This is a genomic window from Alloacidobacterium sp. (genome assembly GCF_035631355.1).
Lineage (GTDB): Bacteria > Acidobacteriota > Terriglobia > Terriglobales > Acidobacteriaceae > Alloacidobacterium.
The window spans coordinates 31,472-58,351 of record NZ_DASQIX010000025.1; the positions used below are offsets into that span (position 1 = coordinate 31,472).

Below are 26,880 nucleotides of genomic sequence, written 5' to 3' on the forward strand. Positions count from 1 at the left end.
GCATGAGGACGGCTTTAGCCGCCGAGGGAATTTTTTCAATAACGACAGCCCGGAGCAACTGTATCCCATCCTCTAAACTGATGTTTGGCTGACATCGAGACCATTTCACCCGAGGCCCCAGTAGAACTGCATCCGAGGCATCGCAGTCTACTGCCTTTTCTCGGTCTGGCATGCGGCGTCGGCGTCTCGAACATCTATTACAACCAACCGCTTCTGCTCGACATGGCCCGCAGTCTGCGCGTCGATCACAGCCAGATGGGCACTGTGGCTGTGGCCACACAGGTCGGCTATTCCATCGGTATCCTTGCCTTTGTGCCGCTCGGCGATGTCATCGAGCGCCGCGGCCTCATGGTGCGCCTCTTTGCCGGAGTCGCTCTCTCGGCCCTGCTCACCGCACTGGCGCCGAATCTCGCCACGCTACTCGCGGCCAGCATTGCCATCGGCTGCACCGCTGCGGTTACCCATGTTGTAGTGCCCATCGCGCCTGAACTCGCCGATGAAGAAGAACGTGGACGCGCCATTGGCACCGTGATGACCGGCCTGCTACTGGGCGTCCTGCTGGCGCGCTCCGTCTCCGGATGGATCGCCTCATTCCTCGGCTGGCGGGCAGTCTTTTTATTCGCGACGCTGTGCAACGCGGCTTTCGTTCCGCTGATGTTGAGCAAGCTGCCCAAACTGCCGCCGCACAAGCCGCTGCCTTACGCGCAAGCCCTTCGCTCGCTCTGGACGCTTATCCGCACACAGCCCCTGTTGCGCGAATCAGCCGTCCTGGGCGGCCTGGTCTTCGCTGCCTTCAGCGCCTTCTGGACGACACTGGTCTTCCTGCTCGGCTCAAAACACTACCATCTCGGAGCGGGCACCGCCGGCAGCTTTGGAATGCTCGGCGCAACCGGCGCGCTGATTGCGCCTCTCGCCGGACGTGTCGCCGACCGCCGCGGTCCGCGTGCCGTGGTGACGCTCGGCCTCCTGCTACTCTCAGTCGGCTTCTGCATCCTCTGGCTGCTCGGCTATCACATCCTGGGATTGGTGCTCGGCGTCATCGTGCTCGACCTCGGCGCGCAGGCAACTCAGATTGCCAACCAGACGCGTATTTTCGGGCTCGAACCCGGCGCGCGCGGACGCATCAACACCGTCTACATGACCATTTTCTTTTTTGGCGGATCGCTGGGGTCGCTCTTCTCCACCATGGCCTGGTCGCGCTGGGGATGGGGCGGCGTGTGCGCCCTCGGCCTGGGACTGCTGGGAATGGCCGCGCTCCGTCATGCCACTGGAGTACGTGAGGGCGCGACCGGTAGCCTGAGCGAAGGATTTGGATAGAAGCACCGGCCTCCATAACCTGCGGCCAGCACAGTTATGCAACTAACTCCGGGCTCCTTCGGCAAGTTCAGACAAGGCTCTCCGCTCCATATCCATCTTTTTGATAGATACTTCGATTCGGAATGGCAATCCAATGGTGTTGGAACATCGGCGGTGTCTTTTTTGTGCTCTTCTATAATCTCTCTTCATGGAGAAATCCGGGCCGGCCATCCGCGCTGAATCGCTTGAGGAACTGGAACGCCGCAACCGTCTAGCTGAGGAGGGCGGAGGGCAAGAGCGGCGCGAACGCCAGCACAGGGAAGGCAAGCTCTCCGCGCGTGAGCGCATCGCGCTGCTGCTCGATGAAGGCACTTTCGAGGAAACCGACAAGCTGGTTACCCATCGCTGCACCGACTTCGGCATGGAGCAGAAGCGTATTCCGGGCGACGGCTTCGTCACTGGGCATGGACGCATCGATGGCCGCACGGTCTTCGTTTTCGCGCAAGACTTTACTGTCTTCGGCGGATCACTTTCGGAAGCCAACGCAGCCAAGATTGTCAAAATCATGGACACGGCGATGCGCGTGGGGGCGCCGGTCATCGGGCTGAATGATTCAGGCGGCGCGCGCATTCAGGAGGGTGTCGTTTCCCTCGCCGGCTATGCCGATATTTTTCTACGCAACACGCTGGCCAGCGGGGTGATCCCGCAAATCTCGGCGATTCTCGGACCATGCGCGGGCGGGGCCGTCTATTCACCCGCTATCACCGACTTCACGCTGATGGTGGACAAGACCTCCTACATGTTTGTGACCGGGCCGGACGTCATCAAGACGGTCACGCATGAAGAGGTGACGAAAGAAGAGCTGGGCGGCGCGAGCACGCACAACGAACGCTCGGGCGTGGCCCATTTCATGGCCCATGACGATGCTGAATGCCTGGCCATGATTCGCGAGCTGTTCAGTTTTATTCCGTCGAATAATCTGGATGATGCGCCGCGCCGCGCCTGCTCAGACCCTATTGACCGTGCCGATCCAGAACTTGATTCACTTGTTCCGGCGGAATCGAATCAGCCATATGACATTAAGACTGTCATCGAGCGCATCGTGGATGACGGCTATTTCTTCGAAGTGCAGGAGCACTTTGCGCGCAACCTGGTCATAGGATTTGCCCGCATGAATGGGCGTCCGGTGGGGATCGTCGCCAATCAACCTTCGTTTCTGGCCGGCGTCCTCGACATTGACGCCAGTGTGAAGGGCGCGCGCTTTGTGCGCTTCTGCGATGCCTTCAACATTCCCCTTATTACTCTGGAAGACGTGCCGGGTTTTCTGCCGGGCACGCAGCAGGAATATGGCGGGATCATCCGCCACGGTGCAAAGCTGCTTTTCGCCTTTGCCGAGGCCACTGTGCCTAAGCTTACTGTGATTACGCGCAAGGCTTATGGCGGAGCATACTGCGTCATGAGTTCCAAGCACATTCGTACCGACCTGAATCTCGCATGGCCCACCGCTGAGATTGCCGTGATGGGACCGGAGGGCGCGGTGAACATCGTGTACGGACGCGAACTGAATCAGGTTGTTGCCAACGCCGAGACACTCGAAGGAACGTTGAGTGAAGAACGCAGGCAGGAACTGCTGGCTGCTGCGCGCGCGGAAAAAGTCCACGAATTCCGCGAGCAGTTTGCCAACCCGTATATTGCGGCCGAGCGCGGCTATGTCGATGCGGTCATCCTGCCGCGTGAAACGCGCCGCAGGCTGATCTCTGCTCTTGAAGTGCTGCAAGGCAAGCGCGATAAAAACCCGCCGAAGAAGCACGGGAACATTCCGCTGTGAGCGAACCCATTAGCAAAGACACGGCGGAGCACTATGTCTGGGGTAAAGTCTGTGATGGATGGCATCTGGTTCGCTCCTCCGACCTCAGCGTAATTGAGGAGTGCATGCCGCCGGGCAGCGAAGAACAGCGCCACTGGCACCAGCGCGCGCGGCAATTCTTCTATGTGCTCGAGGGTGAGCTGACGATGCAGTTCGACGGCCGGACTGTGGCCTTGAAGCCACAGCAGGGCATTGAGATTGCTTACGGCGTGCCACACCAGGCGAAGAATGTCTCCGGCGCCGATGTGCGTTTCATCGTCATCTCGCAGCCGCCCAGCCACGATGATCGCCAGACCTGAAATCAGCATCTCTCTGTATAAGGCACGAGCAGACATATAACAGGAGACGCAGAGATGACTGCTTCGCAGAGAAAATGGGTCAAGAACGTCAAGACCGATTCCACCCAGCCACCGGAGGGACTCTTCAAGAAAAGTCCTGAGACGATCGCGCGTACGCTGGCCTCGAAGAAGGTCTCGCCCAAAGGCCCCGGCTCAGGGATGAGGATGCTGACCTTCTTTATCAATCGCGCAGGAAAAAGCTTGAGCGCTCGGGACAAGTCCAGGCTTGAAAAGGCGAAAGAGTTGCTTTCCCGACGGGTTGAAAAGGCCCACGAAAGGGAGCACAAGCGAGCTGCCTGAATGCAGCCCGACACCTTCACATCCTGAAACGCCGATTAATCGTCGCACACCATTTATCCGTCGGTGGTATTGTTATTGCCTGCCGTTGAACCTGGTCAAGAAACCCATCTGTGAGATTGAGGTGATCTATGGCTTCCCGTACTACTTTGGAAAAAAGCGAACACAAGGCGCCAGCGGAAGCGACCCATCTGGGTCGCACATCGCCACAGCAGCCCGTCAGCGTTTCCGTCATTGTGAGACGGAAGAACCCTCTCCATCTGCATGAACTGCAGGGGCGCAGGCTTTCACATGCGGAATTCAACGCGCAATACGCCGCTGATCCGGCGGACTTCGACAGCATCCGTACCTTTGCGCGTAACCACGGCTTGACCGTGGATGAAGCAGCCACCAGTCTCCCGCGCCGCACCATTGTGCTGAAGGGCACGGCTGAGGCGATGGAGAAGGCTTTCGGCGTGGAGCTTAACAGCTATCAGGACACGCGCCGCAATAAGCGCTTCCATGCCTTTACCGGCACGATTTCGCTGCCCGAAGAACATGCGCCGGCGGTCGAGGCCGTTCTCGGTCTGGACTCGCGCCCCGTGGCGAGCCCGCATTTCCGGCGGCGGGACACTTCCGCCGATCCCAACAGAAAAAAGAAGCAGCCAACCGCTCCTCAACAGCAACCACAGCCATTCAACGCTACACAGGTGGCGCAGCTTTACAACTTCCCGACCAATCTGAACGGGAGCGGCCAAACGATTGCAATCCTCGAACTAGGCGGCGGTTATACGGCAAGCGATCTTCAGACCTATTTCCAGGGCGTGGGCCTGAATACTCCTAATGTTGTTGCAGTAGGCGTTGACGGCGGTTCGAACTCGCCCGGAGATCCGAACGGCGCGGATGGCGAAGTCGAATTGGACATTCAAGTGGCAGGCTCGGTTGCGAATGCGGCGAACATTGCCGTCTACTTTGCGCCGAACAGCGATCAGGGGTTCATTGACGCCATCACGACCGCAGTCCACGACACGACCAATAAGCCTTCAGTGCTTTCGATCAGCTGGGGTGGTCCGGAATCGAGCTGGTCGCAGGCTTCGGTCACCGCGCTCGATAATGCGTGCCAGTCGGCAGCAGCTCTGGGTGTCACCATCACTGTGGCCTCAGGAGACAGCGGATCGAGCGACGGCACCACTGGAACTGTGGTTGATTTTCCTGCGTCCAGCCCGCATGTACTCGCCTGTGGTGGGACGGCGCTCTATGCCAACGGTACTTCCATTTCAGAAGAGGTCGTATGGGATGACCAGCCGCAGGGAGGCGCCAGCGGCGGCGGCTTCAGCGGTAGTTTCGCCGTGCCAACCTGGCAGACAAGCGCTCTGCCGTCGGGCAGCTCGGGACGCGGTGTTCCTGATGTTTCCGGCGATGCCTCTCCGGAGACAGGTTATAACATCATCGTTGACGGGCAGCCGCAAGTCGTGGGTGGGACCAGCGCCGTTGCTCCGCTCTATGCCGGGCTGATTGCCCTGGTAAACCAGCAACTGGCAACGCAAGGCGCGGCATCTGCGGGGTTCGTCAATCCCACGCTCTACCAGAGCGCAAGCGATTTCAACGACATTACGCAGGGCAATAATGGGGCCTATTCCGCCGGTCCCGGATGGGACGCCTGCACCGGGCTTGGCTCACCGAATGGCGGGTCGATTCTGACTGCATTGACGAGCGCGGCGCCTGCGCCGCCGGCGAATTTGGGCGGCTCAGTGAGTTAGGCGGGCTTCACCACTGGCTTGCCTTTTTCGGTCAGCTCGACATAGCCGAAAGGCGTGTAGTGGTCGTGCGTAAAGAGAACGAGCCACTTTTCAGGAATCGCGCGCGAATAAAACCGCTTGCGCTCCTCAATGCAGGTCAGCGGGTCGAGGTCATAGCCCATCACCCAGGTGATGTCGAGGTGAGCACTCGTTGGAATGAGATCAGAGACATAGCAGGCGCGTTGGCCGCCTGAATCAAGATGCACAGCCATCAGATGTAAGGTATGCCCAGGAAAGCCTTCGACGGAAATGCCGGGCATGATCTCATGCGTCTGCCCGCGCTTCACATCGAGTAGCGTCATTTGCCCGCTTTCGATTAGCGGATCATAGTTCTCGCTGATGTAGCTGATGGCGTCGCGCTCCAATTGCAAATGCCCGTGCTCCACTTCTCCGCGATGCGCGAAGTAGCGCGCATTAGGAAAGGTCGGGACAATGCGGCCATCCGGCGTGCGCGTAGTGTTCCATCCGCAGTGGTCGAAGTGAAGATGGGAGTTGATGACGATATCGACTTCTTCCGGCTTGATGCCGGCAGCGGCAAAGGCCAGCGGCAGTTTCTCCTGCGCGCCGTAGATCGCCTTCAATTTGTCACCTAGCTTGTTACCTATTCCGGTTTCGATAACGACAGTATGCTTGCCTGTCCGTACGACGACCGTATTTAAGCCAAGCAGAATGCGGTTCTGATCGTCCGCAGGAGCGCGCTTCTCCCACAAAGGCTTTGGCACCACTCCGAACATCGCGCCGCCATCGAGAAAATAGAAGCCGTCACTCAGAACGGTGATTTCGAAATCTCCAACTGTGGTGCGGCCGCGAACCAGATCGTACGAATCAGATCTTTCTGCCGGATGGCTCACTGCGCCGCCCCCGCGGGTTTCAGGTAGGTCTCAAAGTGCCAGAGGATGCGATCGAAGAGATGCGTGTGCGCCACAGGCCCCGCAATCGAATGCGTTTTGCGCGGATACGGCTGAAAGTCGTACTGGATTTTCGCGTCAATCAATTTCTGGATGTACTGAATGGAATTCGCAAAGTGCACATTGTCGTCACCCGTGCCGTGAACCAGCAACAGATGGCCTTTCAGGTTCTTAGCCGATTCCTGTACAGACGCGGCCTTATACGCGTCCGCGTTCTGCTCCGGCAGGCCGAGATACCGCTCCGTATAGATCGAATCGTAGTTCCTGAAGTCTGTCACAGGTGCAACGGAGACACCGGCGCGAATCCGGTCAGAATGCGACATGGCGTTCAGCGTGAACGTCCCGCCCCAGCTCCAGCCCCACCATCCCAGACGGTTCTTATCGAGCTGCGGATACTTCTCCAGCACCTGGTCAATCGCGGCCATCTGATCGCTCAACTGCACCGGCCCGAAGTTGCGATAGGCAGCCTGCTCAAAGTCGCGCCCGCGCCCACCCATGCCGCGATTGTCCACATGCAGCACCGCGAATCCATGCTGCGCCAGCAGCAGATCGAAATAATAGCTCGCTCCGCCCCAGCTGTCGCGCACTGTCTGTGCGTGCGGGCCGCCGTAGGGATTATTGATAAGCGGCACGCTGGCCGGCGAAGTCATTCCGGGAGGCAGCAGGAGTGACGCGTAGAGCATCGTCTTGCCATCGGCGGCTTGGAGGTGAAGTACTTCCGGCTGCACCAGGTCATAGCCCTTTGGCGGCCCCGCATGCCAGATTCGCTGGCAGAGAGTGTCGCCGTGACAAAGGCTGATCGTAGACGGCGTCGCGCGGTCAGAGTAGCGGTCAAGAAACACCGAGCTGCCCTCGGCGAAGCTGGGACGATGCACGCCCTCGGCCTTTGAGATGCGCTGCTTTCCGCTGCCGTCGAGCTTCACCGACCAGACCTGCGACTGCTGCGGATCGCCCTCGTTCGAGGTGTAGTAGACGGTATTTGTCTTCTCCTCGATTGACTCGATGGCGCCAACCTCATAGTCGCCGTTCTCAAGCTGCCGGACTGGCTGTGCCGGGCCATCGAGCGGGTTTTCTTTGTTGTAGGTGTAGTAATAGATGTGCGTGTGACCGTCGCGCCAACTGGTGATGAGGAACTGGCCATCGGCAAAAAAGTTTACGTCATAGACTGCATCAAAAAACTTGTCATCGCTCTGCGCCAGCACCAGCCGCGAATCGCCGGTATGCGCGTCGGCGAAGTAGAGGTTCAAGTGCTTATGATCGCGTGTCAGAACCTCAATCCAGACTACGTGCGGATTGATCCATCCAAAGCGCGGAATATAGTCACTACCTTCATCCATCGGGACTTTCATCCAGTTCGTCTTGCCGCCGTTGGCGCTGACTACGCCAACACGCACGCCCGGGTTCGGATCCCCCGGCTGTGGATAACGCTGTTCATCGATGCCCGCATGTGTCGGAATCCAATCGACAATCGGATACTGCGGCACGGCGGCCTCGTTCATCTGCAGGTAGGCCAATTGCTTTGAATCGGGCGACCAGAAATAGTTGCTGCGTACATCCAGCTCTTCGAGATACACCCAATCCACTTCACCGTTCAACAGCGTCGGTTCATGTGTGTTCGTGACGGCAGACGCAGGTGTCGCTGGCCGTCCTACATACAGATTGTGATCGTGCAGGTAGGAGATGAACTGACCGTTGGGCGAGAACTTAGGATCGTCACCACTGCCTTGTCCTGTGCGGCCTATCTCAACGCCGGTTCCGTTCTCGAGGTGGTAGACCCAGAGCGTGCCGTTGGTATCAAAGAGCAGATCTTTTGAGTTCGGAGTCCAGATGTAGTCGGGCTCGTTGTAGCGCGCGCGATGATCGCGGTCTTTCTCGCTGAGCTGCACGTTCATGATCGGCGCGAGCTTTTCGTGATCGAGCAATTTACTGGTCTTGGCTGTGGCGGCGTCGAGCTGCATCAGGTCGCCGTGGTCGCCGATGTAGATGGCGCGGCTCGCGTCCGGCGCCCAGGTCATCTCGCCCGGACCGCGCTCAGAGAGGTTGCCGTTGCCGTAGATATCGGCAACGGTCCACTGTTTTTGTGCCTGGGAATGAAGGCAGGAAATCAGCAGCAAGGCTGAGGCATAGGCAAGCAAACGGCGCACGTCAGAACCCCCAATATTATGCTTACGCCGGCCCGGGACAATTCGATACGCGGCGAAAGAACAATTCTAGTGCCTCGGATGCGCGGTCCTGGAACAAATCGGCATTGGCACGGTTACAGAACGCAAGTCGCACGGGGATCGCTATTGTGATTATTGCTTACGCGCAAATAACGGGTTTGCTACATTGCTGTCATGCGCAAACGGCTGCTCTTCGTCTGCTTCGCTTTGGCCGTTTCACATGCTTCCGCCCAGTTCACAGACCCCCACACGTATGACAACACACCAGTAGGAACTAATCAGATCGAGCTTGCCTATGCCTTTGCGCGCTCCGATTCATCCCTCGACACGTCACTCATTGTTTCAGGCGCAAAGCTTGACGTGAATCAGGGATCCATTCAGTACGCACGCTATTTCGGCTTCCTTCACCGTCTGGCCTGGGTGCAGCCCGGTATTCCGATTGCCGGGCTCAACGGGTCGATCTCCGGCATAAATATCAGTGGATCGACCGTTGGCACAGGCGACTCCAGCTACATGTTGGCCATGCTGCTCAAGGGAGGCCCAGCGCTCAGCATGGCGCAATTCGAAAACTACAATCCAACGACCGTCATAGGCGCGAGCCTTACCGTTACAGCTCCCACCGGCTTTTACAACTCGAGCAAGCTGCTCAACCTTGGTTCAGACCGCTGGTCCTTCAAGCCGGAAATCGCTCTCTCGCAGCCATTCGGCCCTGAGCAGAAGTGGCAGCTCGATGTCTACGCCAACACATATTTCTACACCGACAACACTTCTTATCGCGGGGTTGAAATCCTGAGGCAACAGCCCCTGGCTGGCCTTGAAGGACACATCAGCTATTCCTTCACCAACAGTGTCTGGGCGGCTGTGGATACGCGCTATTCCTTTCGCGGCGAGACATTGGTCAACGGCGTGGACCAGAACAACTCACAGCAGAATTTCATCCTTGGCAGTGAGGTGAATGTCTCTCTCAATGCCCGAAACTCGCTCGTGTTCGAATGGGCCAGGGCGCTGGCGCATCAAAATGGCCCGGCCATTTCCGGCTTTGCCGTAAAGTACGACTACAGCTGGGGCCGGGGCTATCGATGACTCTATGCGCCATCACAGCCCCGTGAGAATCATCCGTTCGTGCTCATGGAATGGGCTCTGAAACGACTTCAATTTGTTGTCGGCGCGTACCGCCCGGGATATCCAGCGATCCCAGAACAAGCGGCTTGCCCTGCGCCAGGGTTGATACAACATCCAGGGTCGTTTGACGGACAATTGGGTCTTGCGTGCCGATGCCGGATTTCTCGTCGGCAACACTCGACTGCTCAATTTTTGAATGCAATCTCAATCCATCGGAGTATGCGTCGAGAGACGCATCGACGTTCAATCCCACGTCAAGATATTGCACTTGAGAGTTGGCGTTGGAAGACCCTTCGTTGTAGCTTCCTGTGACTATGGGCACTTTGTCGCCCTGCTTCAGTTGAGTTTTTCCTCCCGCCGCGACAACGAGAGTGAAATGTTGTGTTCCGGCGGCCTTGCCTCCGTCCGTTTCGGAGACGGTGTAAGTGAGACGATACGTCTTCCTTGGCCTGTCAATGTCCGAGAGAATCTTCTGTGCAAGTTGAATCTCGTCAGAAGTGGCGCGCACAGAGATGGCATTTTGCGACGGCACATAATACAGCCGGGCTTTGGGAAGCATGTTGCGGAGGTCAGTCACAATATCATTGGCTTCCTGCTGCTGGGTGACGCCGGACAAGTAAAGAGTCTGATATGTTTCTGCATTGGCTTTCGGTTCGGCTGGTCCGGACTCCTTTGCCTGTGTCTGCGCGCCCGCGCTTGCTGCGATGAGCGCCAGGGTCACCGTCAAAAGAGCAAATATCCCAGCGGAATTCATTGTCTTGTTTCCAGTATCGTCACAATTCAGTCTCATTACGCGCCTCTCGAAAAGTCTTGACCAAGGGCCATCAGGCTGTATCGCTCGATCACCCCGATAGGCCTTCTACCGAGACGGACGCGCCATGTCTGCTTCCGCTCGACAAATGTTTCCGTCGCCCGGCTTAGTCGAGTTAGAGAGCCGCGTGCTAGACTGCACTTTTCAACGATGGACGCCTCTCTCGAACACCTTATCCGCCTGCAGGAAGCCGATGTAGAAGTCACGCAGCTGCGACAATCGATTGCCGCCTTGCCCGGTCATCTGGCCGCGATTGAAGAAAAATTGCGCTCGCAGACGCAGACCGTCGAAAAGGCGGACAAATCAGTCCAAGCGGAGGAAGCCACGCGCCGCCGCCTTGAAAGCGACATCAAGGATCAGCAACAGAAGATCGCTAAGTTCCGCGACCAATCGAGCAGCGTCAAGACCAACGAGCAGTTTCACGCCTTGCAGCATGAAATCAGCTTTGCGGAAAACGAGATCCGCCGGCTCGAAGATGTGGAACTGGAAAGCATGGAACGTAGTGAGCAGTTCGAGCGCGTTCGCGCACAGGCACGCCAGGACCTGACCAGTCACAAAGCGTTCGTCGAAAGGGAAAAAGAATCAGCGCGCAAACAGACCTCCGAACAGCAGGCGCGGCTCGATGCGTTGAACAAATCGCGCGCCGCGCTGCGCAAAGAAATTGACGAAGACCTGCTCGCCGACTACGACCGCATCGCCTCCTCGCGCGGCACCGGATTGGCGCACGCGCAGGGGCAGCGCTGCATGGGCTGCCAGATGTTTCTCCGCCCGCAGATGTGGAACCAGGCCCGCCAGGGCGAGCGCATCCACTGCGAAAGCTGCGGCAGGCTGCTTTACTACGATCCATCGCTCGAACCCATTCCTGAACCTCCCATCGGCGAGCCAAAGCGCAAAAAGAAAATCGGAGTGGAAACACCTGAAACCGAGTCATGAAGCGCATCGCCATCGATATGGATGAGGTGCTGGCCGACACGCTGGCCGAGCACATCGTCCGCTACAATCGCGACCATGACGAAGCCGTAACCAAGGCCGATCTTAAGGGCAAATGGCTGTGGGAAATTGTCTCCGCCGACCGCCAGGAACGGCTTGAAGGCTATTTACGATCGGAAGATTTCTTTGAGGATTTGGGAGTAATGGCCGACAGCCAGCGCGTTGTCAAAGCGCTCGCCCAGCAATATGAAGTGTTCATTGCCACTGCGGCAATGGAATTTCCTAATTCGTTCGGCCCCAAGTTCCGATGGCTGCGCAGGCATTTTCCATTTCTGCCGCCCACGCATTTTGTTTTCTGCGGCGACAAGAGCATTCTGCAAACCGACTATCTCATCGACGACCAGCCACTTCACTTCCGGCGCTTTTCCGGCGAGGGAATTCTCTTTACCGCTCCGCACAACTTGCACGTCACCGGATATCGACGCGTGGACAACTGGCGGCAGGTGGGACAGCTTTTTCTTGCAGATTAGTGCCGCCCGTTCCCGTGCACCGGAGTTGCTGCGCGCGCCGCAGTTGGATAAGTCTCTGTCTCGGTCTTTATCCCCGGTCCCTGAGCCGGACGCGTTCCTGCGGGCGCTCCAATGGGGCGAAGATGCATCGTGGGCTGTTGGATATGCTGCTGGTGCATGGTCACAATCAGCGCAATGGCCGCAGTTTTGCCCGCGCACCGGTAGGAGTGCGGAGTGCTCGCATCGAAGTACACGCTGTCGCCCGCTCCAAGCACCGTGGTCTTGTCGGCATGGCGAATTTCCAGCTCGCCATCCAGCATATAGAGGAATTCATAGCCAGGATGGACGTGGGGCCGCACCTCGATGTTCTTTTTAAGTGGAATGAACTCCGCATAGTAGGGATCGAGATGGCGGTCGGGCACCATATAGCCCAGGCTCTCAAAATAATAGGTAGGGTCGTCGACGCCCGTTTGCGGCAGCCGCACGCGGTCATTCTTTTTATGTACGCGAAAGACTGTATGTGGTTCTGATTCAAAGAAATAGGAGAGATCTTTGCTGAAGACCATTGCAATACGAGCGAGGTTCCGGAGGGTCGGCACCACGCGGCCTGTCTCAAGCTGTGAAAGAAAGCTCGCCGAAAGCCCGGTGTGCTTTCCTAGCTCGACCAGTCCCATCGACTTTTTCAGCCGCAAACGCTTGATGCGCTCGCCTATATGCTTTTCAGCAATAAAGGTTTCCGCACTAACGGGATCTACCTGCTCGTTGCTTTGTTGCTTCATGGCCATAAATGCCCTCGTTCGCGTCCTGCACATTTAATCCGATGCAATCAGCGATATTGATGTTACAGTCACTAACAAATTTTCCGCTGCATCAAACGCCATAAGCCGCCATGATTGTGCAGCTTCCGATCTGCCGGAAAATTCTGCTCACTGCATCCTATGAAATATGACCGGATTGCGTGTCCTGAAGTTGTCATTAAGTTGTAAAAAATAGGACGAATAGCTTCTTGCGGGCCATGACCAGACCGTCTCGAATTCTCGTCAGTGGCGCCTCCGGATTGATCGGTACAGCATTGGTACGCACTTTCACCGCCAGTCAGATTTCAGTGACTCGCCTGGTAAGAAAACCCAAACCGGACAATGAGCAGGAGATTTGCTGGTCGCCGCAATCTTTTCCGGCAATTGGCGATCCATCCCAGCTTGAGGGCTTTGATGCAGCCATCCACCTTTCCGGCGCCAATGTCGCCGCCCACCGATGGACAACCGCCTACAAAAAGGAAATCGCCGACAGCCGCGTTCAAACCACGGAGACCCTGGCAAAATTGCTGGCGGAATTGAAAAATCCACCGCCAATCTTTTTGTGCGCCTCGGCCATCGGCATTTACGGAAATCGCGGTGACGAAGTGCTGACAGAAGCCTCCCCGCACGGAATCGGCTTTCTCGCCAAAACCTGCATCGCCTGGGAAGCAGCAGCACAACCCGCCAAAGATGCCGGAGTCAGGGTTATACATCTGCGCTTTGGCGTAGTGCTGTCATCCGAAGGAGGCGCGCTCGCCAAAATGCTTCCTTTGTTTCGCCTGGGACTCGGAGGCCGACTCGGTTCAGGCAGACAGTGGATGAGTTGGATTTCTCTGCCGGATGTGGTCGCGGTCGTCTCGCACATTATTGCCAGGCAAGAACTCTCCGGCCCCATCAATCTTGTCACCCCCAACCCTGTTACTAATTCCGAATTCACGCGAACACTTGCGCACACCGTCCACCGGCCGGCCGTTTTTCCGGCTCCGGCCTTGGCCCTGCGTGTGATCCTGGGAGAAATGGCCGACGAAGCGTTGCTTGCCAGCGCGCGCGTCATCCCTGCACAACTCACGGAATCCGGATTCCATTTTCAGCATGAGCAGCTAACCGCCGCGCTCGAATCACTGCTTGTGAAATCAACCTGACCGCCTCTGCTACGCTGGATTAGAAACGGAAAAACAACAGGAATGAACCAGCGCGCGCGGGCATCTCTATCTTTTCTATCGTTGGCCGCCGTCCTGCCATTTCTAGTTGCCTGCGGAATGGTCGCGCCGCCCCAGCCGCCAAGCCTGTATTTGCCGCAGCCTCCAACTGATCTCACAGCGACGCGCATCGGCAATGAAGTCCATCTCCACTGGACGATGCCCAAGCGCGCCACTGACCGCGTTCTTTTAAAGGGCGATCAGGACGTGCATGTCTGTCGCAGCGTCGCCAATGGTCCCTGTGAAACGGCAGGCGACGCGAAATACGCGCCGGACGCGGAAGCCGACTTCACTGACCATCTGCCCGGCGCGCTGACCAGTGGCACGTCCCAGCTCGTTACTTACACTGTTGAACTCCGCAACCATCGCGGAAAAACCGCTGGTCCTTCGAATCCGGCCTGGTCCGCCTCCGGAGCAGCACCCGCCCAGGCAGCAGCCTTCGCAGCTGAAATCCACACGGAAGGAGTCCTCCTGCGCTGGCAGCCCACAAAGGACGCGAGCACACTCATCCGCATCGAGCGAACTTTCGTCGCAAAACAGGAACCGTCGCCAAAGCAAAGCTCTGCTCTGCTCCGTAAAGGGGCTGCAACTCCCCCGCAACAGACCCTCGAAGTAACCTATAAATCGGGACACGACCCCGCACGCGCCTATGACAAAGACGCCGCATTCGATGAGACCTACCACTACACTGCCCAGCGCATCGAAACCCTGAGCCTCGGGGAACACAAAATCGAAATCGCCAGCGACCCCAGTCCCGTCGTCACCCTGAATACGCGCGACATCTTTCCGCCTGCTGTGCCCACAGGGCTTGTGGCTGTAGGCAGCCCAGATGAACACGCCATTGACCTGTCGTGGTCTCCCAATACAGAGAACGATCTTGCCGGATACATCGTCTACCGCCGCGAAGCTGGATCAACCGCCGCTCCAATTCGTATCTCACCGACGCAGCCCATTGTCGGACCAGCTTTTAGAGATGCAGCCGCCGAACCTGGCAAAGGCTATGCTTACTCCGTAAGCGCCATAGATCACGACAAGAATGAAAGCCCGCGTTCGCCGGAAGTCGAAGAAACCCTTCCACAATGAGGAATCCATGAAATATTGCCGCTTCCAATCTCAATCAGGCCCGCAATACGGTGAAGTCTCTGACCGCAACAGTGCGCTCTGGATCGAGCGCCTGCTTCCGCCGCCGGAAGAAGATCCGTGGACGAAACTTGCCGACAATGCGACTTTCAGCCCGTTGCCATTCGACCAGGCAACTCTCTTGCCGCCCGTTGTTCCGTCAAAAATCGTCTGCATTGGCCGTAACTATAGAGAGCATGCCGCTGAGTTGGGGAATGAAGTTCCAAAAGAGCCGCTGCTGTTTCTAAAAACACCATCCTCACTCATTGCCCATAAGCAGGCCATTCACAAACCGGCCATCTCGCAGCGCGTCGATTTCGAAGGCGAGCTCGCCATCGTCATTGGCAAACGCTGTACAAGAATCGGCCCCGAAGAAGACGTGCGCCAGTACATCCGCGGCTACACTATCGTCAACGACGTCACAGCGCGCGACCTGCAGAAATCCGACGGTCAATGGTCGCGTGCCAAGGGCTTTGATACCTTCTGCCCCGCAGGCCCTATTGTCACGGACGAAATCGATCCCGAAACAGGCATTCAGGTCGAAACGCGTCTCAACGGTGAGCTGCGCCAGAACGGCAACACCCGCGACCTCATCTTTCCCATTGCCGTTCTGCTGCGCCACATCACGGCCGCCATCACTCTCTATCCCGGCGACTTAATCCCTACCGGGACCCCGTCCGGCGTTGCGCCTATGCAGCCCGGCGACACGGTTGAGGTTACGATAGAAGGCATAGGAACGCTCTCGAACCCGGTAATCGTGGGATAATCGGAAAGCGTATCCTTGCTTGTGGCGTCGCATCTAATCTCATATAGCCCTGAAAATCAGGCCCTGAGACCTAGGAGGAATCATGCCGAAGACCCTGCTCCAACAGCTCCGCGAAATGACCGTCGTCGTGGCCGACACAGGCGACATCGAAGCCATTGAACAAGCCAAGCCGCAGGATGCGACCACCAATCCGTCGCTCATTACTGCCGCCGCGCAAATGCCACAGTATCAGTCCATTGTGGATGGAGTGCTGCTCGACGCGCACAAGCAGCTCGGCGATGGAGCCAGCGACAAGGATGTAGCCAATCTCGCCTTCAAGCATCTGGCCATCGAGTTCGGCAAAAGAATTCTCGCTGTCATCCCAGGCCGCGTCTCGACTGAAGTTGACGCCCGCCTTTCCTTCGACACCGAAGGCACAAAAAAGATGGCCCACGACATCATCGGCCTCTATGAAAAGTCCGGCATCTCGCGCGAGCGCATCCTGATCAAAATCGCCTCTACCTGGGAAGGCATCCGCGCCGCCGAGCAGCTTGAGAAGGAAGGCATCCACTGCAACCTGACGCTGCTCTTCGGTCTGCATCAGGCCATTGCCTGCGCTGAAGCAGGCGTCACCCTCATCTCGCCGTTCGTTGGTCGCATTCTCGACTGGTACAAGAAAGACACGGGCAAAGACTACAAAGGCGCCGACGATCCCGGCGTGCAGTCCGTCACCCGCGTTTACAACTACTTCAAGCGCTTCGGCTACAAGACGGTGGTCATGGGCGCGAGCTTCCGCAATACCGGCGAAATTATTGAACTGGCCGGCTGCGACCTGCTCACCATCTCCCCGCACCTGCTGACCGAACTCGCCACTACGGAAGGCGACCTGTCGCGCAAGCTCGATCCGGAAAAAGCCAAAACGATGCAGATCGAAAAGCTCACCATCGACAAGGCGACATTCGACAAGATGCATGCTGCCGACCGCATGGCAAATGACAAGCTGAAGGAAGGCATCGAAGGATTCAGCAAAGCGCTGGAAAATCTGGAAGTCCTTCTGGCCAAGCGCCTCTGCGAACTGGAAACCCGCGACCTGAAACTTGTCAGCGCAGACTAAGCCTTAACCTGAAACGTAATCCTTCCCGTTCATTTCAATGAAGGGGAAGGATTGCTTACAGCGTCTCCTCGACCAGCCGCCTCATCTCCTCGGCGCTGGGCGATCCAATCTCCGCCAGGCCCTCGACCACCCCGCGCCTGTCAGCCTCCGACCGGTTCTGGCTCACCTTCCACTTACCTTCCAGCCGCTCGATCTTCATCTCCAGCCCGACAATCCCTTTGATGATCGACGCGATATAGTCTGCCGGAGCATCGCTCACCGCCCACGGCTGAGACATTCCCGCTTCATGGATCTTCACCAGGCTCTCCACATGCGCCCGCAGCCACTCGACGTCATCCATCACTTTCAGATGGCCGTAGGCATGAACGACGGCATAGTTCCACGTCGGAACCACCTTGCCCGTCGCCTGCTTTTCCTCATACCACGTCGGAGAGATGTAATGCTCCGCGCCGGAGAAGATAGCCAGCGCCTCGACCTGCGGATCGAAATCCTTCCACTGCGCATTCGCCCGCGAGACATGGCATTTCAGCAGCCCTAGCGGCGCAGGTTCGTCATCGAGAACCATCGGCAGATGCGACGCAAACAGCCCAATCCGTCCATAGGTGACCAGCGAAGCCAGTGGCCGCTCGCGCATCAACTGGTACAGAACCGGAGTGCGCGTCTCTTCATTGAACTTTGGGATATACATGGTTCCACGATAGCGAAAGGTATCAGCGATTGGATAGGCGACTTCGGCGGTAAAACTACCTTAAAAGCCTCTTGTTTCGCAAGGGCACGGCGTCTAGAGGCTACAGAAAAGATTCGCCGGTTTCGTAAGGGCATGGCTTTAGCCATGCCGCACAGGTCTCTTCGTCAAAGGGCTTCAGCCCCTGAGGTAAACGCGATAAAATCGCGTCGATGTCGGCCCCGCCAAGACCCACACATTCTGGAACATTCCTTGTCACATCTGTGACCTACAATCGCAAGCGACTCTTTCAGGTTGTTGCCAACTGCGAGCTCTTCCTCGAAACCCTCCAGCACTACCGGCGTGAAGGACACTATCGATTGCACGACTTTGTCGTGATGCCCGAGCATGTGCATCTGCTGTTGACTCCGCAAAATATTCCGCTCGAACGCGCTGTTGGATACATCAAGGGCGGTTTCTCGCGCCGCTTGCATTCAAAAGCTCCGGTGTGGCAGCGGGGATTCACCGACCGGAGAGCGCGCAATCGGGAGGAGTTCCTGAGCTTTCGGCAATACATTCGCATGAACCCTGTAGAGGGCCGCCTCTGTGAATCAGCCGAAGATTACAAGTGGTCCTCTGCATGGAAGGGATGGCAAAGAGCCGTCGCAGGTTGAAAAATTCCATTACCTCAGGGGCTAAAGCCCCGTTCGATTCGAGCGACGTGCGGCATGGCTGAAGCCATGCCCTGACGAAACCAGAGAGGTTTTTTGCAATCTCTAAACAGGCTGCTGAGATTTTTACAGCATCGTAAGAGCACGGCTTCAGGAGCCTGCCCTGAGCGAAGTCGAAGGGTGCCGCAAAGATCCGTCATAAGGAGGCTTTAGCCCCCGAGATAAGCGGAGGTTTAAGCTTCGGAAGGGCACGGCTTTAGCCCCTGAGGTAATTCGAATGGATCTGTGTATCTGCGGGAAGCCCTGCCATGGGAAGCCGGATTTCTTGCCGGAAAGTGCTTCGTGACATATCGCCGTCGTGGAGGCCCGCGACAGGCTCCATTGCCCGATTTTTACATCGGCGCGCACGCGGCGATTGAAAATCTTGCTTTGCTCACGCGTGACGCTGTGGGCTATCGGACTTACTTCCCGAAACTGGAGATTCTCGATCCGGGCACAGTGATCTGAATCGAGCAGGCATCATCCCAGCATCCGGTCGCCCAACAACAGAAGAGGATCAAATCCATTAAGGCGGACGATAGTCCAATATTCTACTTAGACAGCTTCCGCGCTATCATTGCGCAAGTGCTTGCGATGTCTTCATATTGCGTTTGAGGGGGCGTCACACGAAAAACAGAGCGAAGAAACCCAGCGGGAGTTCGCTCGACAGGCAGCAAAGGCACGCCACCGAGAACCTCATTCTCGAACTTGTAGCGAGCGGCGCGGCTTTGGTGGGCGACAGCGTTTCGAATCGTCAAAATCCGATCAAGGGCCTTCTTGTCTGCTTTATCTAAATTGCTGAAGGGTTGCCCCCGACGAAAAAAAGCAAGCGCGCGTTTCTCAGTAAAATGGTACGGGAGCCAATCGATATATGCTTTCCCACCTAACACCACATCTCTTGCAATCACAGTAGACCGAAAATTTACCCTGGGACAAATGTGGCGTCTCGATGTAATCCCGCCAGTCAGAAGCCCGATGAATAGGTCATCCATTAAGGCCTCAAAGGATGTAACAGTTCTTAGGAAGATGCCTTCATAGAATAAGTGAATATCGTGACGAGTTACATACCCATTCAAGAACAGTTGTTCAAGCTTTGCTCGGGAACGCTCAAACTTCCGCAAGCGAGCCGTAAAGTCATCCGAAACTGCCCTCGCCGACCTAGCCATGAATGAGTCGAGACTTCAGATAATCGACAACGGTCTTACGAGAGTCTTTGTGTGTCGTACGTCGCGCGAGCGCGTCTATCACCTTATCTGGTGCCTTTCCCATTTGAAGCGTGTCGCTTACATGTAGAACGCGTGATCTGAAATTGGCTGGAAGATCCACCGCTTTTTTCTTTTTCAGCAAAGAGCCAATCTCGAATGAAGCGTCATAGACCACAGCGAAGAGAGCATAAAAAGCAGCACGATTGGTAAATGCAGTATTAGCCAAATCGGAGCCAACCGTGCGGGCTAGTTCTTCCATGCAGTGCCTGAACCGACGTTCTCCCTCTGCTCGTTCAGACCATATTTCTTCCAGATCTCTGTACAAATTATCGAGAGCTTTTTGAGTTTTACCTACAAGCCCCTTAATCATGATCTGAAGAAATTCACTGGTAATTTCAACCTCTAACATTCGAGAGATCTGTGACTCAGAAAATATTCTCCACTCTCTCCATCGCCGCAACTGCTCCGCAGATATTGCGTATACGGATGTTTTGAACTCACCAAAATATGCGGCGTTGCGCAGTTCTTGTGCATTCAGTTTGAGACCAGTCGCATTCATGCGTGCAAATATTTGCAGCACTTCTCGATCATCAACACTTGATGGGAGAACATGGACACTGAATTGATAATCGAGGATTGTCTGCTTTACGCCAGGCGGCAATTCCTTGAACGCTTTACCAGCAGCTCTTTATTGTGGGCAGCCTTGATGGTGAACTCATCTCGATTGGGATCGAAGTTCTTAACTAAAGCTGGCGTGAGAAATGCCAGTAGTGTCCTAATCCGTTGTTGACCGTCCACAACTTCACGCTTCGGCTCGAGACTTTCAAGGTCAGTTTTTTGTTCCCGCAGGAAGATTATCGGGATTGGTAGACCCCTTACAATCGTGTCTATGAGAAATGATTTAGCTCCCGTTGGCCACACAGAACGACGCTGGAATGAGGGACTAAGAATGAGTGTCCCAGCCTTGGCCCAAGTGATAAAGTCGCTGACTTTGTAGTGGGTCTTACTAACTTGGTGTGTTTTCATCATGGGTTCAAGCGTTAATTGTAAAGCTTCGAATATGGGAGTTCAGTAGCGAATTGAGGGGATGGTTATAGCTGAAACTTTGAGTATGCCCATAGTGCCTTTAAGTCTTAATGCATTGAGCAATGACTGATGATTAACTGATTAGAGCAGGGATCTTTATAGAGAACCTCACTACCCCGCATACCCCATCTCACCCAGAACCTTACGCATGTAGTTGATGCTCTCCGTCGCTCCGGGCATCGGGTCGTCACCGTGGATTTCGTACTCTAGATCGACATAGCCCTTGTAATTGAGCGCAACCAGCGTCTCGAAGATCTGGCGGACGGGCATTTTGCCCTCGCCCACCGGCACCTGGCTCTCCTTCACCTTCATATCGGCGAGATCTTTCATATGCACGTCAAACAGGCGCGGCCCAACCGCCTTGATCGCCTCTACCGGGTCAACGCCTGCGCGCGCCGTATGGCCCACATCGACGCAGCAGCCCATGCGCGGATCCATGTTTCCGACGACCTTCAACACATCGAGCGGCGAGTGCCAGAGCTTGTCCTCCGGCCCGTGGTTGTGGAGCGCGAAGCGGATGTCGTACTCCTTCACAAACTTCTCGATGCGCGGCAGCGTCTCCGGCGTCGGATCGCCGGCGACGATCACCTTCACACCAGCGCGTTTCGCGTAATCGAAGCGCATGCGCACGTCGTCGTCCTCGTCCTTGGGAAAGTAGACCGTGCCCACCGCGTGCGGCATGATGCCCGCCGCCTTGTAAGCGGCCACCGCCGCCAGCGTCGCCTCGGGCGGAGTCATCGGCAGATGGTCCTTGACGTCCTTGGCATTCAGGCCGGTCAGCTTCAGCTCCTTCATCCACTGAATCACATGCGCCCGGTCGAACTCGCGAAACGTATAGCTGCACATCCCCAGCCGAAACGGCGCCTGCTTTCCGGCCTTGGCAAATAGCGGGTGAACGGCAACAGTGGAGGCAGCAGCGGCAAAAGCGCTGGAACGGAGGAATTCCCGGCGGGTCATGGACATGGACGCCATCATAATTTTCTCGTGGTCAGCGTGTCCAAAGGGAACGTCTCGCGTTGCGGTACGCCTCGCAAGTTTGAGGTCAGGCGTTCAGCCGGGCCCTGGCCACTGCATCGAGAACCCCATTGAGAAAATTGATCGACTCCGGAGCGGAGTAGCGCCGCGCAATTTCCAGCGCCTCATTGATGACAATGGGCGCGGGTGTTCCGGGGAAACCGAGCATCTCGGCAATCGCCATGCGCAGAACATTCCGGTCCACGCTGGCCATGCGCTCCAGCCGCCAGTGTGCCGAATGCTTCACGATCAGGTCGGTCACTTCGGGCTCGCGGGCGACGGCAACGCGGAAGATGTCCTCGGCAAAGCCGCGCACGTCGGCGTCGTCTTCCTCGCGCGCCTTCCAGAAAGTGTTGCGCACCTGGTCGGGAGTGTTCTTGCCCATGTCGAGCTGAAAGAGCATCTGCATGGCAAGCTCGCGCGACTTGCGCCGTTTCCCCGGAGCCGAGCTCATACCCCGGCCCCGATCTTGCGGTGCAGTGAGACCATTTCGATGGCAGCAGATGCGGCTTCGAAACCCTTGTTTCCGGCCTTGAGACCGGCGCGGTCGAGGGCCTGCTCAAGCGTCTCGCAGGTGAGTACACCGAAGGCATGGGGAATACCGGTATCCTGCTGCGACTGCCCGATTCCGCGCGAAACTTCGTTGTAAATGGCCTCGTAATGCGCCGTTTCGCCGCGCAAAAGCACTCCCAGCGTGATGACTGCGTCGACTCTTTCCGTCTCGGCAACTTTGCGCGCGGCTGAGGGAATCTCCCACGCGCCGGGAACGCGGATGACCTGAACATCTTCTTTCTTCGCTCCGCTGCGATAGAGACAGTCGAGCGCGCCTTGCAGCAGGCGGTCTGTAATGACCGCATTCCACCGCGCCACGATGATGGCGAAGCGCATACCTTCTGCCGAAAGATCGCCTTCGAGCGCGATTGGCTTGCCTTTCAGCGGCTCAGACCACTCCCAGAAGGAAAAAGCAACACCGGGAACCGGCTCGACGGTAAAGAGCCGCGACTTCCAGTCCGTATCGGCAGTCGCGGTGATGTGCGGCGTGCTGTCGCCCCAGTTCTGACTCAGCCAACGTTCAGCAATCTCATGCACCGAATCAAGACTGGTGACCTCGACAAAGACATCGGCATTCGACGGAGGCATCCCGTCTACAAACTCCAGATTACCCAGCGGCGCGAGAAACGCGCGGCCCCGGCTCTGCTCCTCGTCCCAGCCTTTGCCTTTCTCCAGCCCAAGCGCGGCGAAAAAGCTTGCCAGCTTGTCGAACACAGCCGGAGTGCTTGTCTGCCGCACTATGGTGATGCCTTTGATCATAGTTTGACTTTACCAGTGAAGCGCCGGCGCGGAAACCTGCGCCGCGCGACAACAACTTTCGTTAGTATGGCTAAGGGAGACCTGATGTTGGCAAAGTACCGTAATGGCTGGAAGCCTTCCTTGATATTTGCGGCGCTGCTTTTAGCGTCACTGCTTGCGCAACCGGCAGGCGCGCAGACCTACCTGAAAAACAGCGAAGTTGCGTTGAGCGCCTTTGGGCAGTTCACGTCAACCGTAGACGGCAACGGCATCAAGGTTACGCCGCTGTATTCGCTGGGCGGGCAGGCGACCTTCCGCCATGTATATCACCCGTGGCTTGGTTATGAAGCCGGTTATGGTTACACCAGGTTCACTGACCGCTACTCCAGCTATCCGTTTGCGATTCAGCACAACGTCCATGAGTTTGAAGGCTCCTATCTGCTGAGTGCGCCGGGGCTGCTGGGAATCAGGCCGTTTGGGCTTGCAGGCGTGAGTGCGCTGCTCTATGCCCCAACATTGAACGGTGGCCAGAACGCCAGCGCGCAGGCGCGGGCCGCGATCACCTTTGGGCTGGGAGCCGATTTTCCCCTGCTGACGTCACACTTTGGGATGCGCCTGCAATATCGCGGACTCTATCATCAGACGCCGGACTACGGTGAGGCTCAATTCAAGACCGGAACCTGGCGGATATCCAATGAGCCTGCGGTCGGCTTGTATCTGCACTTCTAGATTGTTTTTTGAGTGCCGGGTTAAATAGAAACAACAACCCAGGCCTTGAAATTCTCCGCAGCCTCTGCAGCCCGGCCGCGCTCTAATAGACCTCTTTGTGAAAGAGGTCGTCTTTCTCCTCGCAAGGAGAGCAGACGCAACCCACGGCGCACCCAATCAACATCGCAACGCCAATCGTAACCAGGATGGCGGGCAAATAGTCGCTCAGGCGCGACAAGTGATTCAGCAAATCGTGCATGTGAAGGAACCACATACTCAAACCCTCTTCCAGAAAACCCGCGTCATGCCCACAGCTCCCCGTGATTGCCACTATCATCTCACTGGTTTTTGTCGGTAGAAAGCAAATTTTGTGAGAAGACGTGACCTGCGTGCCTTATCGGCGCGCGATCCACGCTGCATAACGCCAATTTTTAAGATGCGGAATTTTTCTGCTTCGTATACATTCGACCAGAGGTAGGCGAATAAAATACGAAGACGTAGCCCACTGAAAGGTCCGATACCTCAAAGGTTCACATGGTGTTGAAAAACTTTCGCCCTATAAGAGCATGGCTTTACAGGCTGCGTAAAACCCAAAAATGGCCTATAACGCATAGAGGTTTCGTAAGGGCATGGCTTCAGCCATGCCGTAAGTGGCTTAGGACAAATCGGGCTTTAGCCCCTGAGGTAATGGAATCTTCGCTTACGTGACTTTTCAGCAGCTTCTTCAGCCATAACGAAATAACATCCCGTGCCTTCGCTCACCAAATCCGATGAAAGCCAGACCCCGCGCGTCCGCTGGCTCTTCCTCGACCTGAACTCCTACTTCGCCTCGGTCGAGCAGGAACTCCGCCCCGAGCTGCGCAACCGCCCCGTCGCCGTCGTCCCCGTCATGGCCGACACCACCTGCTGCATCGCCGCCAGTTATGAGGCCAAGGCCTTCGGTGTCAAAACCGGCACCCAGGTCGGAGAATCCAAGCGTATGTGCCCCGGCATCGAGCTGGTCGAAGCGCGCCATGAGCTCTACGTCGAATACCACAACAAAATCGTCAAGGCCGTCGAAACCTGCGTCCCAGTCGCCAGCGTCATGTCCATCGACGAAATGGCCTGCAGCCTCATGGGCCGCGAGCAGCCCCTCATGGCCGCGCTCGATCTCGCGCGCCGCATCAAGGAAACCATCCGGCGCGACGTAGGCAGCACCCTGCGCTGCTCCGTCGGCCTCGCGCCCAACCGCTATCTGGCAAAGATCGCCTCCGACATGGAAAAGCCCGACGGCCTGGTTGCCCTCACGCAGGACATCCTCGAGCCCGCCCTGAAACAGCTAGTCCTGCGCGACCTGCCCGGCATCGGCGCGCGCATGGAAAAGCACCTGCACGCCCGCGGCATCCGCACCATGGAGCAACTGCTCGCCCTCGACCACGAACAGCTCAGCGATGTGTGGGGCGGCGTTGGCGGCGAAAAGCTCTACCACTGGTTGCGCGGCGAAGACTTCAACGATCCCAAGCTCGAACACCAGAAATCCATCAGCCAGAGCCACATGCTGCCGCCCGAGTTCCGCACCCGCGACGGCGCCTACGCCATCGCCCACAAGCTGCTGCACAAGGCAGCCATGCGCCTGCGCACCGCGCACTTGTGGACAACAAACGTCGCACTCTCCGTCAAATTCGTCGTGCCCAAAGAGACGGCAAAGAAGCGCCACTATTCCGGCATCCCGCAGAGCGGCTGGTCGCGCGGCATGACCGTAGTCGAATGTCAGGACAACCAGACGCTGGTCGAAGCCCTGCGCAAGCTGTGGTCAGAGATGCCGCAGGGCGAGATGCTGCAGAAGCCCTTCTTCGTCGGCGTCTGGCTCGGCAACCTCGTCCCCGAACACCTGCACACGCTCAGCCTCTTTTCCTCGCTCGAAAGCGAATCGCGCCGCACCCGCCTCTCCACCACCATGGACTCGCTCAACCACAAGTACGGCCTCGACACGCTGTTCCCGGCAAGCATGCTGCTGGCAAAAGCCGCCGCGCCCACGCGAATCGCCTTCACCAGCATTCCAGATTTGTTTGAGTAGTGCGCATATGATTTGGAGAAATGAAAACGACGCTCGTCTTGTTGGTGATGGGGCTGACTTGGCTTTCTCGCGCACAAAAGTTGCCCAATATTTCAGCTACGCCGAATCATTTTCGTTGGAGTGAACGCGAAGCTCATGAACTTGACTACGAACATACGATCAGGACGTCGCCTGACTTGAGTTCGGTGGACAAAACTCAGCTGACCAACGCTGTTTTGTCACGGCTGAAACTAGATAACGCAGAACTCCTAGATGATCTGACTGAGGTTCAGTTGCGCAATCTCGTTGCAGATACGCGGATTGAATTGGTTGATTTGAATGGTGACGGCAAGCCAGAGATCATTGCCCAAGCGAATGGTTTAGGGCCATGTGGGGGAACTGGTAATTGTATCTTTTGGATTTTTCAACGAACGGCCACTGGGCTGAAAGTGATCCTGGACACCGAGGACCGCAGTCAGGTTACTTTTGAAAAGATACTTGTCAGGCCATGGTCAACAAATGGCTATAAAGATATCGTTCTTGGCTCCCATTCAAATGCATCGAGTCGGGGCTTAACATGGTTTCAATACGAAGACGGAATATATCGGATCCATGCCTGCTATTACTTGACTTGGGAGGGAAATGATTTACAGCCATTAAAGTCACCCATGATCTGGCGTGAAAAGTGTTCTCAATTACTTGGATCAGTACGTTAGCGGGTGCGGGTGCCCCAGGTCTCGCCTTTGAGACCTGGGATTCGTAAAATGCCCACTGCAGTCTTTCAAACACGGTGCCGATTTAACGAATCACATGCAGCGTCTGCGCCCCATTCATCACAGCATTTGTAACCAGGCGCTGATCAAAGGTGGCCAACTGCCCTTCATGCGCGCGAGCCAACGCCAGAAGGTAGCTGTCCGTAATCTGGGCTGAGTCAAGCAGCCGTGCTGCGTTCACATACCCACGGTCAAAAAGAGACATATCCTCAGGCCAGAACGTGTGTCCGGACAGTTCCCGAAAGGAGGCCAGCAATTCCGCCACTGCGGCAGGACTGCCCGGAGAATTTGGATATCGAGGATGACCGACAATACGCAATACACCGTTTTCCGTTAGCGGACATGTGGCCCACGCCTTCTGCCCCTTGGACGCAAACCATTCATGCGCCCGGTCGTGCTGCAC

The 26,880-nt window shown here is 56.8% G+C and carries 29 protein-coding genes; 17 read left to right on the plus strand and 12 right to left on the minus strand.

Translation table 11 applies throughout. From position 1 onward, the window contains the following. The first annotated feature begins 84 nt into the window (after positions 1-84). The 5 genes from VEV40_RS05480 to VEV40_RS05500 all read left to right on the plus strand — a co-directional run bounded on the left by VEV40_RS05480 (position 85) and on the right by VEV40_RS05500 (position 5,537). On the plus strand, positions 85-1,317 hold the full coding sequence (locus VEV40_RS05480; protein ID WP_324830720.1) for an MFS transporter: 1,233 nt from the start codon (positions 85-87) through the stop codon (positions 1,315-1,317). Positions 1,318-1,504: 187 nt separating this feature from the next. Next, on the plus strand, positions 1,505-3,124 hold the full coding sequence (locus tag VEV40_RS05485) for an acyl-CoA carboxylase subunit beta (RefSeq protein WP_324830722.1): 1,620 nt from the start codon (positions 1,505-1,507) through the stop codon (positions 3,122-3,124). After that, positions 3,121-3,462, plus strand: coding sequence for a cupin domain-containing protein (locus VEV40_RS05490; RefSeq protein ID WP_324830723.1), 342 nt, complete (start codon positions 3,121-3,123; stop codon positions 3,460-3,462). Before VEV40_RS05485 ends, VEV40_RS05490 begins: the two co-directional genes overlap by 4 nt. A gap of 54 nt (positions 3,463-3,516) precedes the next feature. After that, the gene (locus VEV40_RS05495; RefSeq protein ID WP_324830724.1) at positions 3,517-3,801 is read left to right on the plus strand and encodes a DUF3175 domain-containing protein; all 285 of its coding nucleotides are present in this window, start codon (positions 3,517-3,519) and stop codon (positions 3,799-3,801) included. Positions 3,802-3,929: 128 nt separating this feature from the next. Next, positions 3,930-5,537 (plus strand): S53 family peptidase, encoded by a 1,608-nt coding sequence (locus tag VEV40_RS05500; RefSeq protein WP_324830725.1) that lies wholly within the window; start codon positions 3,930-3,932, stop codon positions 5,535-5,537. On the opposite strand, the gene VEV40_RS05505 is transcribed toward VEV40_RS05500, so the two are convergent. Both VEV40_RS05505 and VEV40_RS05510 read right to left on the minus strand, forming a co-directional pair. Continuing rightward, positions 5,534-6,427: an MBL fold metallo-hydrolase gene (locus tag VEV40_RS05505; RefSeq protein ID WP_324830726.1), complete on the minus strand. Its 894-nt coding sequence runs from the start codon at positions 6,425-6,427 to the stop codon at positions 5,534-5,536. The genes VEV40_RS05500 and VEV40_RS05505 overlap by 4 nt on opposite strands. Continuing rightward, positions 6,424-8,628 carry a S9 family peptidase gene (locus VEV40_RS05510; protein ID WP_324830728.1) on the minus strand — a complete coding sequence of 735 codons (2,205 nt, stop codon included), beginning with the start codon at positions 8,626-8,628 and terminating at the stop codon, positions 6,424-6,426. Before VEV40_RS05510 ends, VEV40_RS05505 begins: the two co-directional genes overlap by 4 nt. Positions 8,629-8,820: 192 nt before the next feature. Between VEV40_RS05510 and VEV40_RS05515 the strand changes: the two genes are divergently transcribed. Then, the gene (locus VEV40_RS05515) at positions 8,821-9,729 is read left to right on the plus strand and encodes a transporter (protein ID WP_324830729.1); all 909 of its coding nucleotides are present in this window, start codon (positions 8,821-8,823) and stop codon (positions 9,727-9,729) included. 43 nt (positions 9,730-9,772) lie between these two features. Here the strand turns inward: VEV40_RS05515 and VEV40_RS05520 are convergent, their stop codons facing one another. After that, the gene (locus VEV40_RS05520; RefSeq protein WP_324830731.1) at positions 9,773-10,522 is read right to left on the minus strand and encodes a secretin N-terminal domain-containing protein; all 750 of its coding nucleotides are present in this window, start codon (positions 10,520-10,522) and stop codon (positions 9,773-9,775) included. A 207-nt stretch (positions 10,523-10,729) separates the two neighbouring features. On the opposite strand from VEV40_RS05520, the gene VEV40_RS05525 reads away from it, so the two are divergent. Both VEV40_RS05525 and VEV40_RS05530 read left to right on the plus strand, forming a co-directional pair. After that, positions 10,730-11,512, plus strand: a complete 783-nt coding sequence (locus tag VEV40_RS05525; RefSeq protein WP_324830732.1) for a zinc ribbon domain-containing protein — start codon at positions 10,730-10,732, stop codon at positions 11,510-11,512. Beyond that, complete coding sequence (locus tag VEV40_RS05530) at positions 11,509-12,039, plus strand: 5' nucleotidase, NT5C type (protein ID WP_324830734.1); 531 nt, start codon at positions 11,509-11,511, stop codon at positions 12,037-12,039. The genes VEV40_RS05525 and VEV40_RS05530 overlap by 4 nt, the downstream gene beginning before the upstream one ends. On the opposite strand, the gene VEV40_RS05535 is transcribed toward VEV40_RS05530, so the two are convergent. Further along, positions 12,036-12,797, minus strand: coding sequence for an XRE family transcriptional regulator (locus tag VEV40_RS05535; RefSeq protein ID WP_324830735.1), 762 nt, complete (start codon positions 12,795-12,797; stop codon positions 12,036-12,038). The two genes, VEV40_RS05530 and VEV40_RS05535, sit on opposite strands and share 4 nt — an antisense overlap. Before the next feature lie 236 nt (positions 12,798-13,033). On the opposite strand from VEV40_RS05535, the gene VEV40_RS05540 reads away from it, so the two are divergent. The 4 genes from VEV40_RS05540 to VEV40_RS05555 all read left to right on the plus strand — a co-directional run bounded on the left by VEV40_RS05540 (position 13,034) and on the right by VEV40_RS05555 (position 16,992). Next, positions 13,034-13,957, plus strand: a complete 924-nt coding sequence (locus VEV40_RS05540) for a TIGR01777 family oxidoreductase (protein WP_324830736.1) — start codon at positions 13,034-13,036, stop codon at positions 13,955-13,957. A 42-nt stretch (positions 13,958-13,999) separates the two neighbouring features. Beyond that, complete coding sequence (locus VEV40_RS05545; RefSeq protein WP_324830737.1) at positions 14,000-15,097, plus strand: hypothetical protein; 1,098 nt, start codon at positions 14,000-14,002, stop codon at positions 15,095-15,097. Positions 15,098-15,104: 7 nt separating this feature from the next. Next, positions 15,105-15,899 carry a fumarylacetoacetate hydrolase family protein gene (locus VEV40_RS05550; protein WP_324830738.1) on the plus strand — a complete coding sequence of 265 codons (795 nt, stop codon included), beginning with the start codon at positions 15,105-15,107 and terminating at the stop codon, positions 15,897-15,899. An 82-nt stretch (positions 15,900-15,981) separates the two neighbouring features. Then, on the plus strand, positions 15,982-16,992 hold the full coding sequence (locus VEV40_RS05555) for a transaldolase (protein ID WP_324830740.1): 1,011 nt from the start codon (positions 15,982-15,984) through the stop codon (positions 16,990-16,992). Positions 16,993-17,047: 55 nt separating this feature from the next. Here VEV40_RS05555 and VEV40_RS05560 read toward each other — a convergent pair whose 3' ends face one another. Continuing rightward, positions 17,048-17,680 carry an FMN-binding negative transcriptional regulator gene (locus VEV40_RS05560; RefSeq protein ID WP_324830741.1) on the minus strand — a complete coding sequence of 211 codons (633 nt, stop codon included), beginning with the start codon at positions 17,678-17,680 and terminating at the stop codon, positions 17,048-17,050. Positions 17,681-17,889: 209 nt separating this feature from the next. On the opposite strand from VEV40_RS05560, the gene VEV40_RS05565 reads away from it, so the two are divergent. Continuing rightward, positions 17,890-18,330, plus strand: coding sequence for an REP-associated tyrosine transposase (locus VEV40_RS05565; RefSeq protein WP_324830742.1), 441 nt, complete (start codon positions 17,890-17,892; stop codon positions 18,328-18,330). 282 nt (positions 18,331-18,612) lie between these two features. Continuing rightward, positions 18,613-18,834, plus strand: a complete 222-nt coding sequence (locus VEV40_RS05570; protein ID WP_324830743.1) for a type II toxin-antitoxin system VapC family toxin — start codon at positions 18,613-18,615, stop codon at positions 18,832-18,834. A gap of 690 nt (positions 18,835-19,524) precedes the next feature. Here VEV40_RS05570 and VEV40_RS05575 read toward each other — a convergent pair. From VEV40_RS05575 to ribH, 5 genes are all read right to left on the minus strand, one after another. After that, a complete protein-coding gene (locus VEV40_RS05575; protein WP_324830744.1) occupies positions 19,525-20,232 on the minus strand; it encodes a hypothetical protein in 708 nt (235 codons plus the stop codon). Further along, positions 20,217-20,600 (minus strand): DUF262 domain-containing protein, encoded by a 384-nt coding sequence (locus VEV40_RS20675; RefSeq protein ID WP_414637804.1) that lies wholly within the window; start codon positions 20,598-20,600, stop codon positions 20,217-20,219. Before VEV40_RS20675 ends, VEV40_RS05575 begins: the two co-directional genes overlap by 16 nt. 168 nt (positions 20,601-20,768) lie before the next feature. Then, on the minus strand, positions 20,769-21,632 hold the full coding sequence (locus tag VEV40_RS05580) for a sugar phosphate isomerase/epimerase (protein ID WP_324830745.1): 864 nt from the start codon (positions 21,630-21,632) through the stop codon (positions 20,769-20,771). Positions 21,633-21,699: 67 nt separating this feature from the next. Further along, entirely contained in the window at positions 21,700-22,125 is a 426-nt protein-coding gene (gene nusB / locus VEV40_RS05585; protein WP_324830746.1) for a transcription antitermination factor NusB, read from the minus strand. Further along, positions 22,122-22,982 carry a 6,7-dimethyl-8-ribityllumazine synthase gene (ribH, locus tag VEV40_RS05590; RefSeq protein ID WP_324830747.1) on the minus strand — a complete coding sequence of 287 codons (861 nt, stop codon included), beginning with the start codon at positions 22,980-22,982 and terminating at the stop codon, positions 22,122-22,124. Before ribH ends, nusB begins: the two co-directional genes overlap by 4 nt. 84 nt (positions 22,983-23,066) lie before the next feature. Here ribH and VEV40_RS05595 point away from each other — a divergent pair, with 84 nt between their 5' ends. After that, on the plus strand, positions 23,067-23,690 hold the full coding sequence (locus VEV40_RS05595; protein WP_324830748.1) for a hypothetical protein: 624 nt from the start codon (positions 23,067-23,069) through the stop codon (positions 23,688-23,690). 82 nt (positions 23,691-23,772) lie between these two features. Here the strand turns inward: VEV40_RS05595 and VEV40_RS05600 are convergent, their stop codons facing one another. Beyond that, positions 23,773-23,943, minus strand: a complete 171-nt coding sequence (locus tag VEV40_RS05600; RefSeq protein ID WP_324830749.1) for a hypothetical protein — start codon at positions 23,941-23,943, stop codon at positions 23,773-23,775. A gap of 474 nt (positions 23,944-24,417) precedes the next feature. Between VEV40_RS05600 and VEV40_RS05605 the strand changes: the two genes are divergently transcribed. Continuing rightward, a complete protein-coding gene (locus VEV40_RS05605; RefSeq protein ID WP_324830751.1) occupies positions 24,418-25,725 on the plus strand; it encodes a DNA polymerase Y family protein in 1,308 nt (435 codons plus the stop codon). A gap of 20 nt (positions 25,726-25,745) precedes the next feature. Then, positions 25,746-26,420, plus strand: coding sequence for a hypothetical protein (locus VEV40_RS05610; protein ID WP_324830753.1), 675 nt, complete (start codon positions 25,746-25,748; stop codon positions 26,418-26,420). 82 nt (positions 26,421-26,502) lie between these two features. Here the strand turns inward: VEV40_RS05610 and VEV40_RS05615 are convergent. Continuing rightward, a partial coding sequence (locus tag VEV40_RS05615; RefSeq protein WP_324830755.1) for a TA system VapC family ribonuclease toxin occupies positions 26,503-26,880 on the minus strand: 378 nt, incomplete at its 5' end.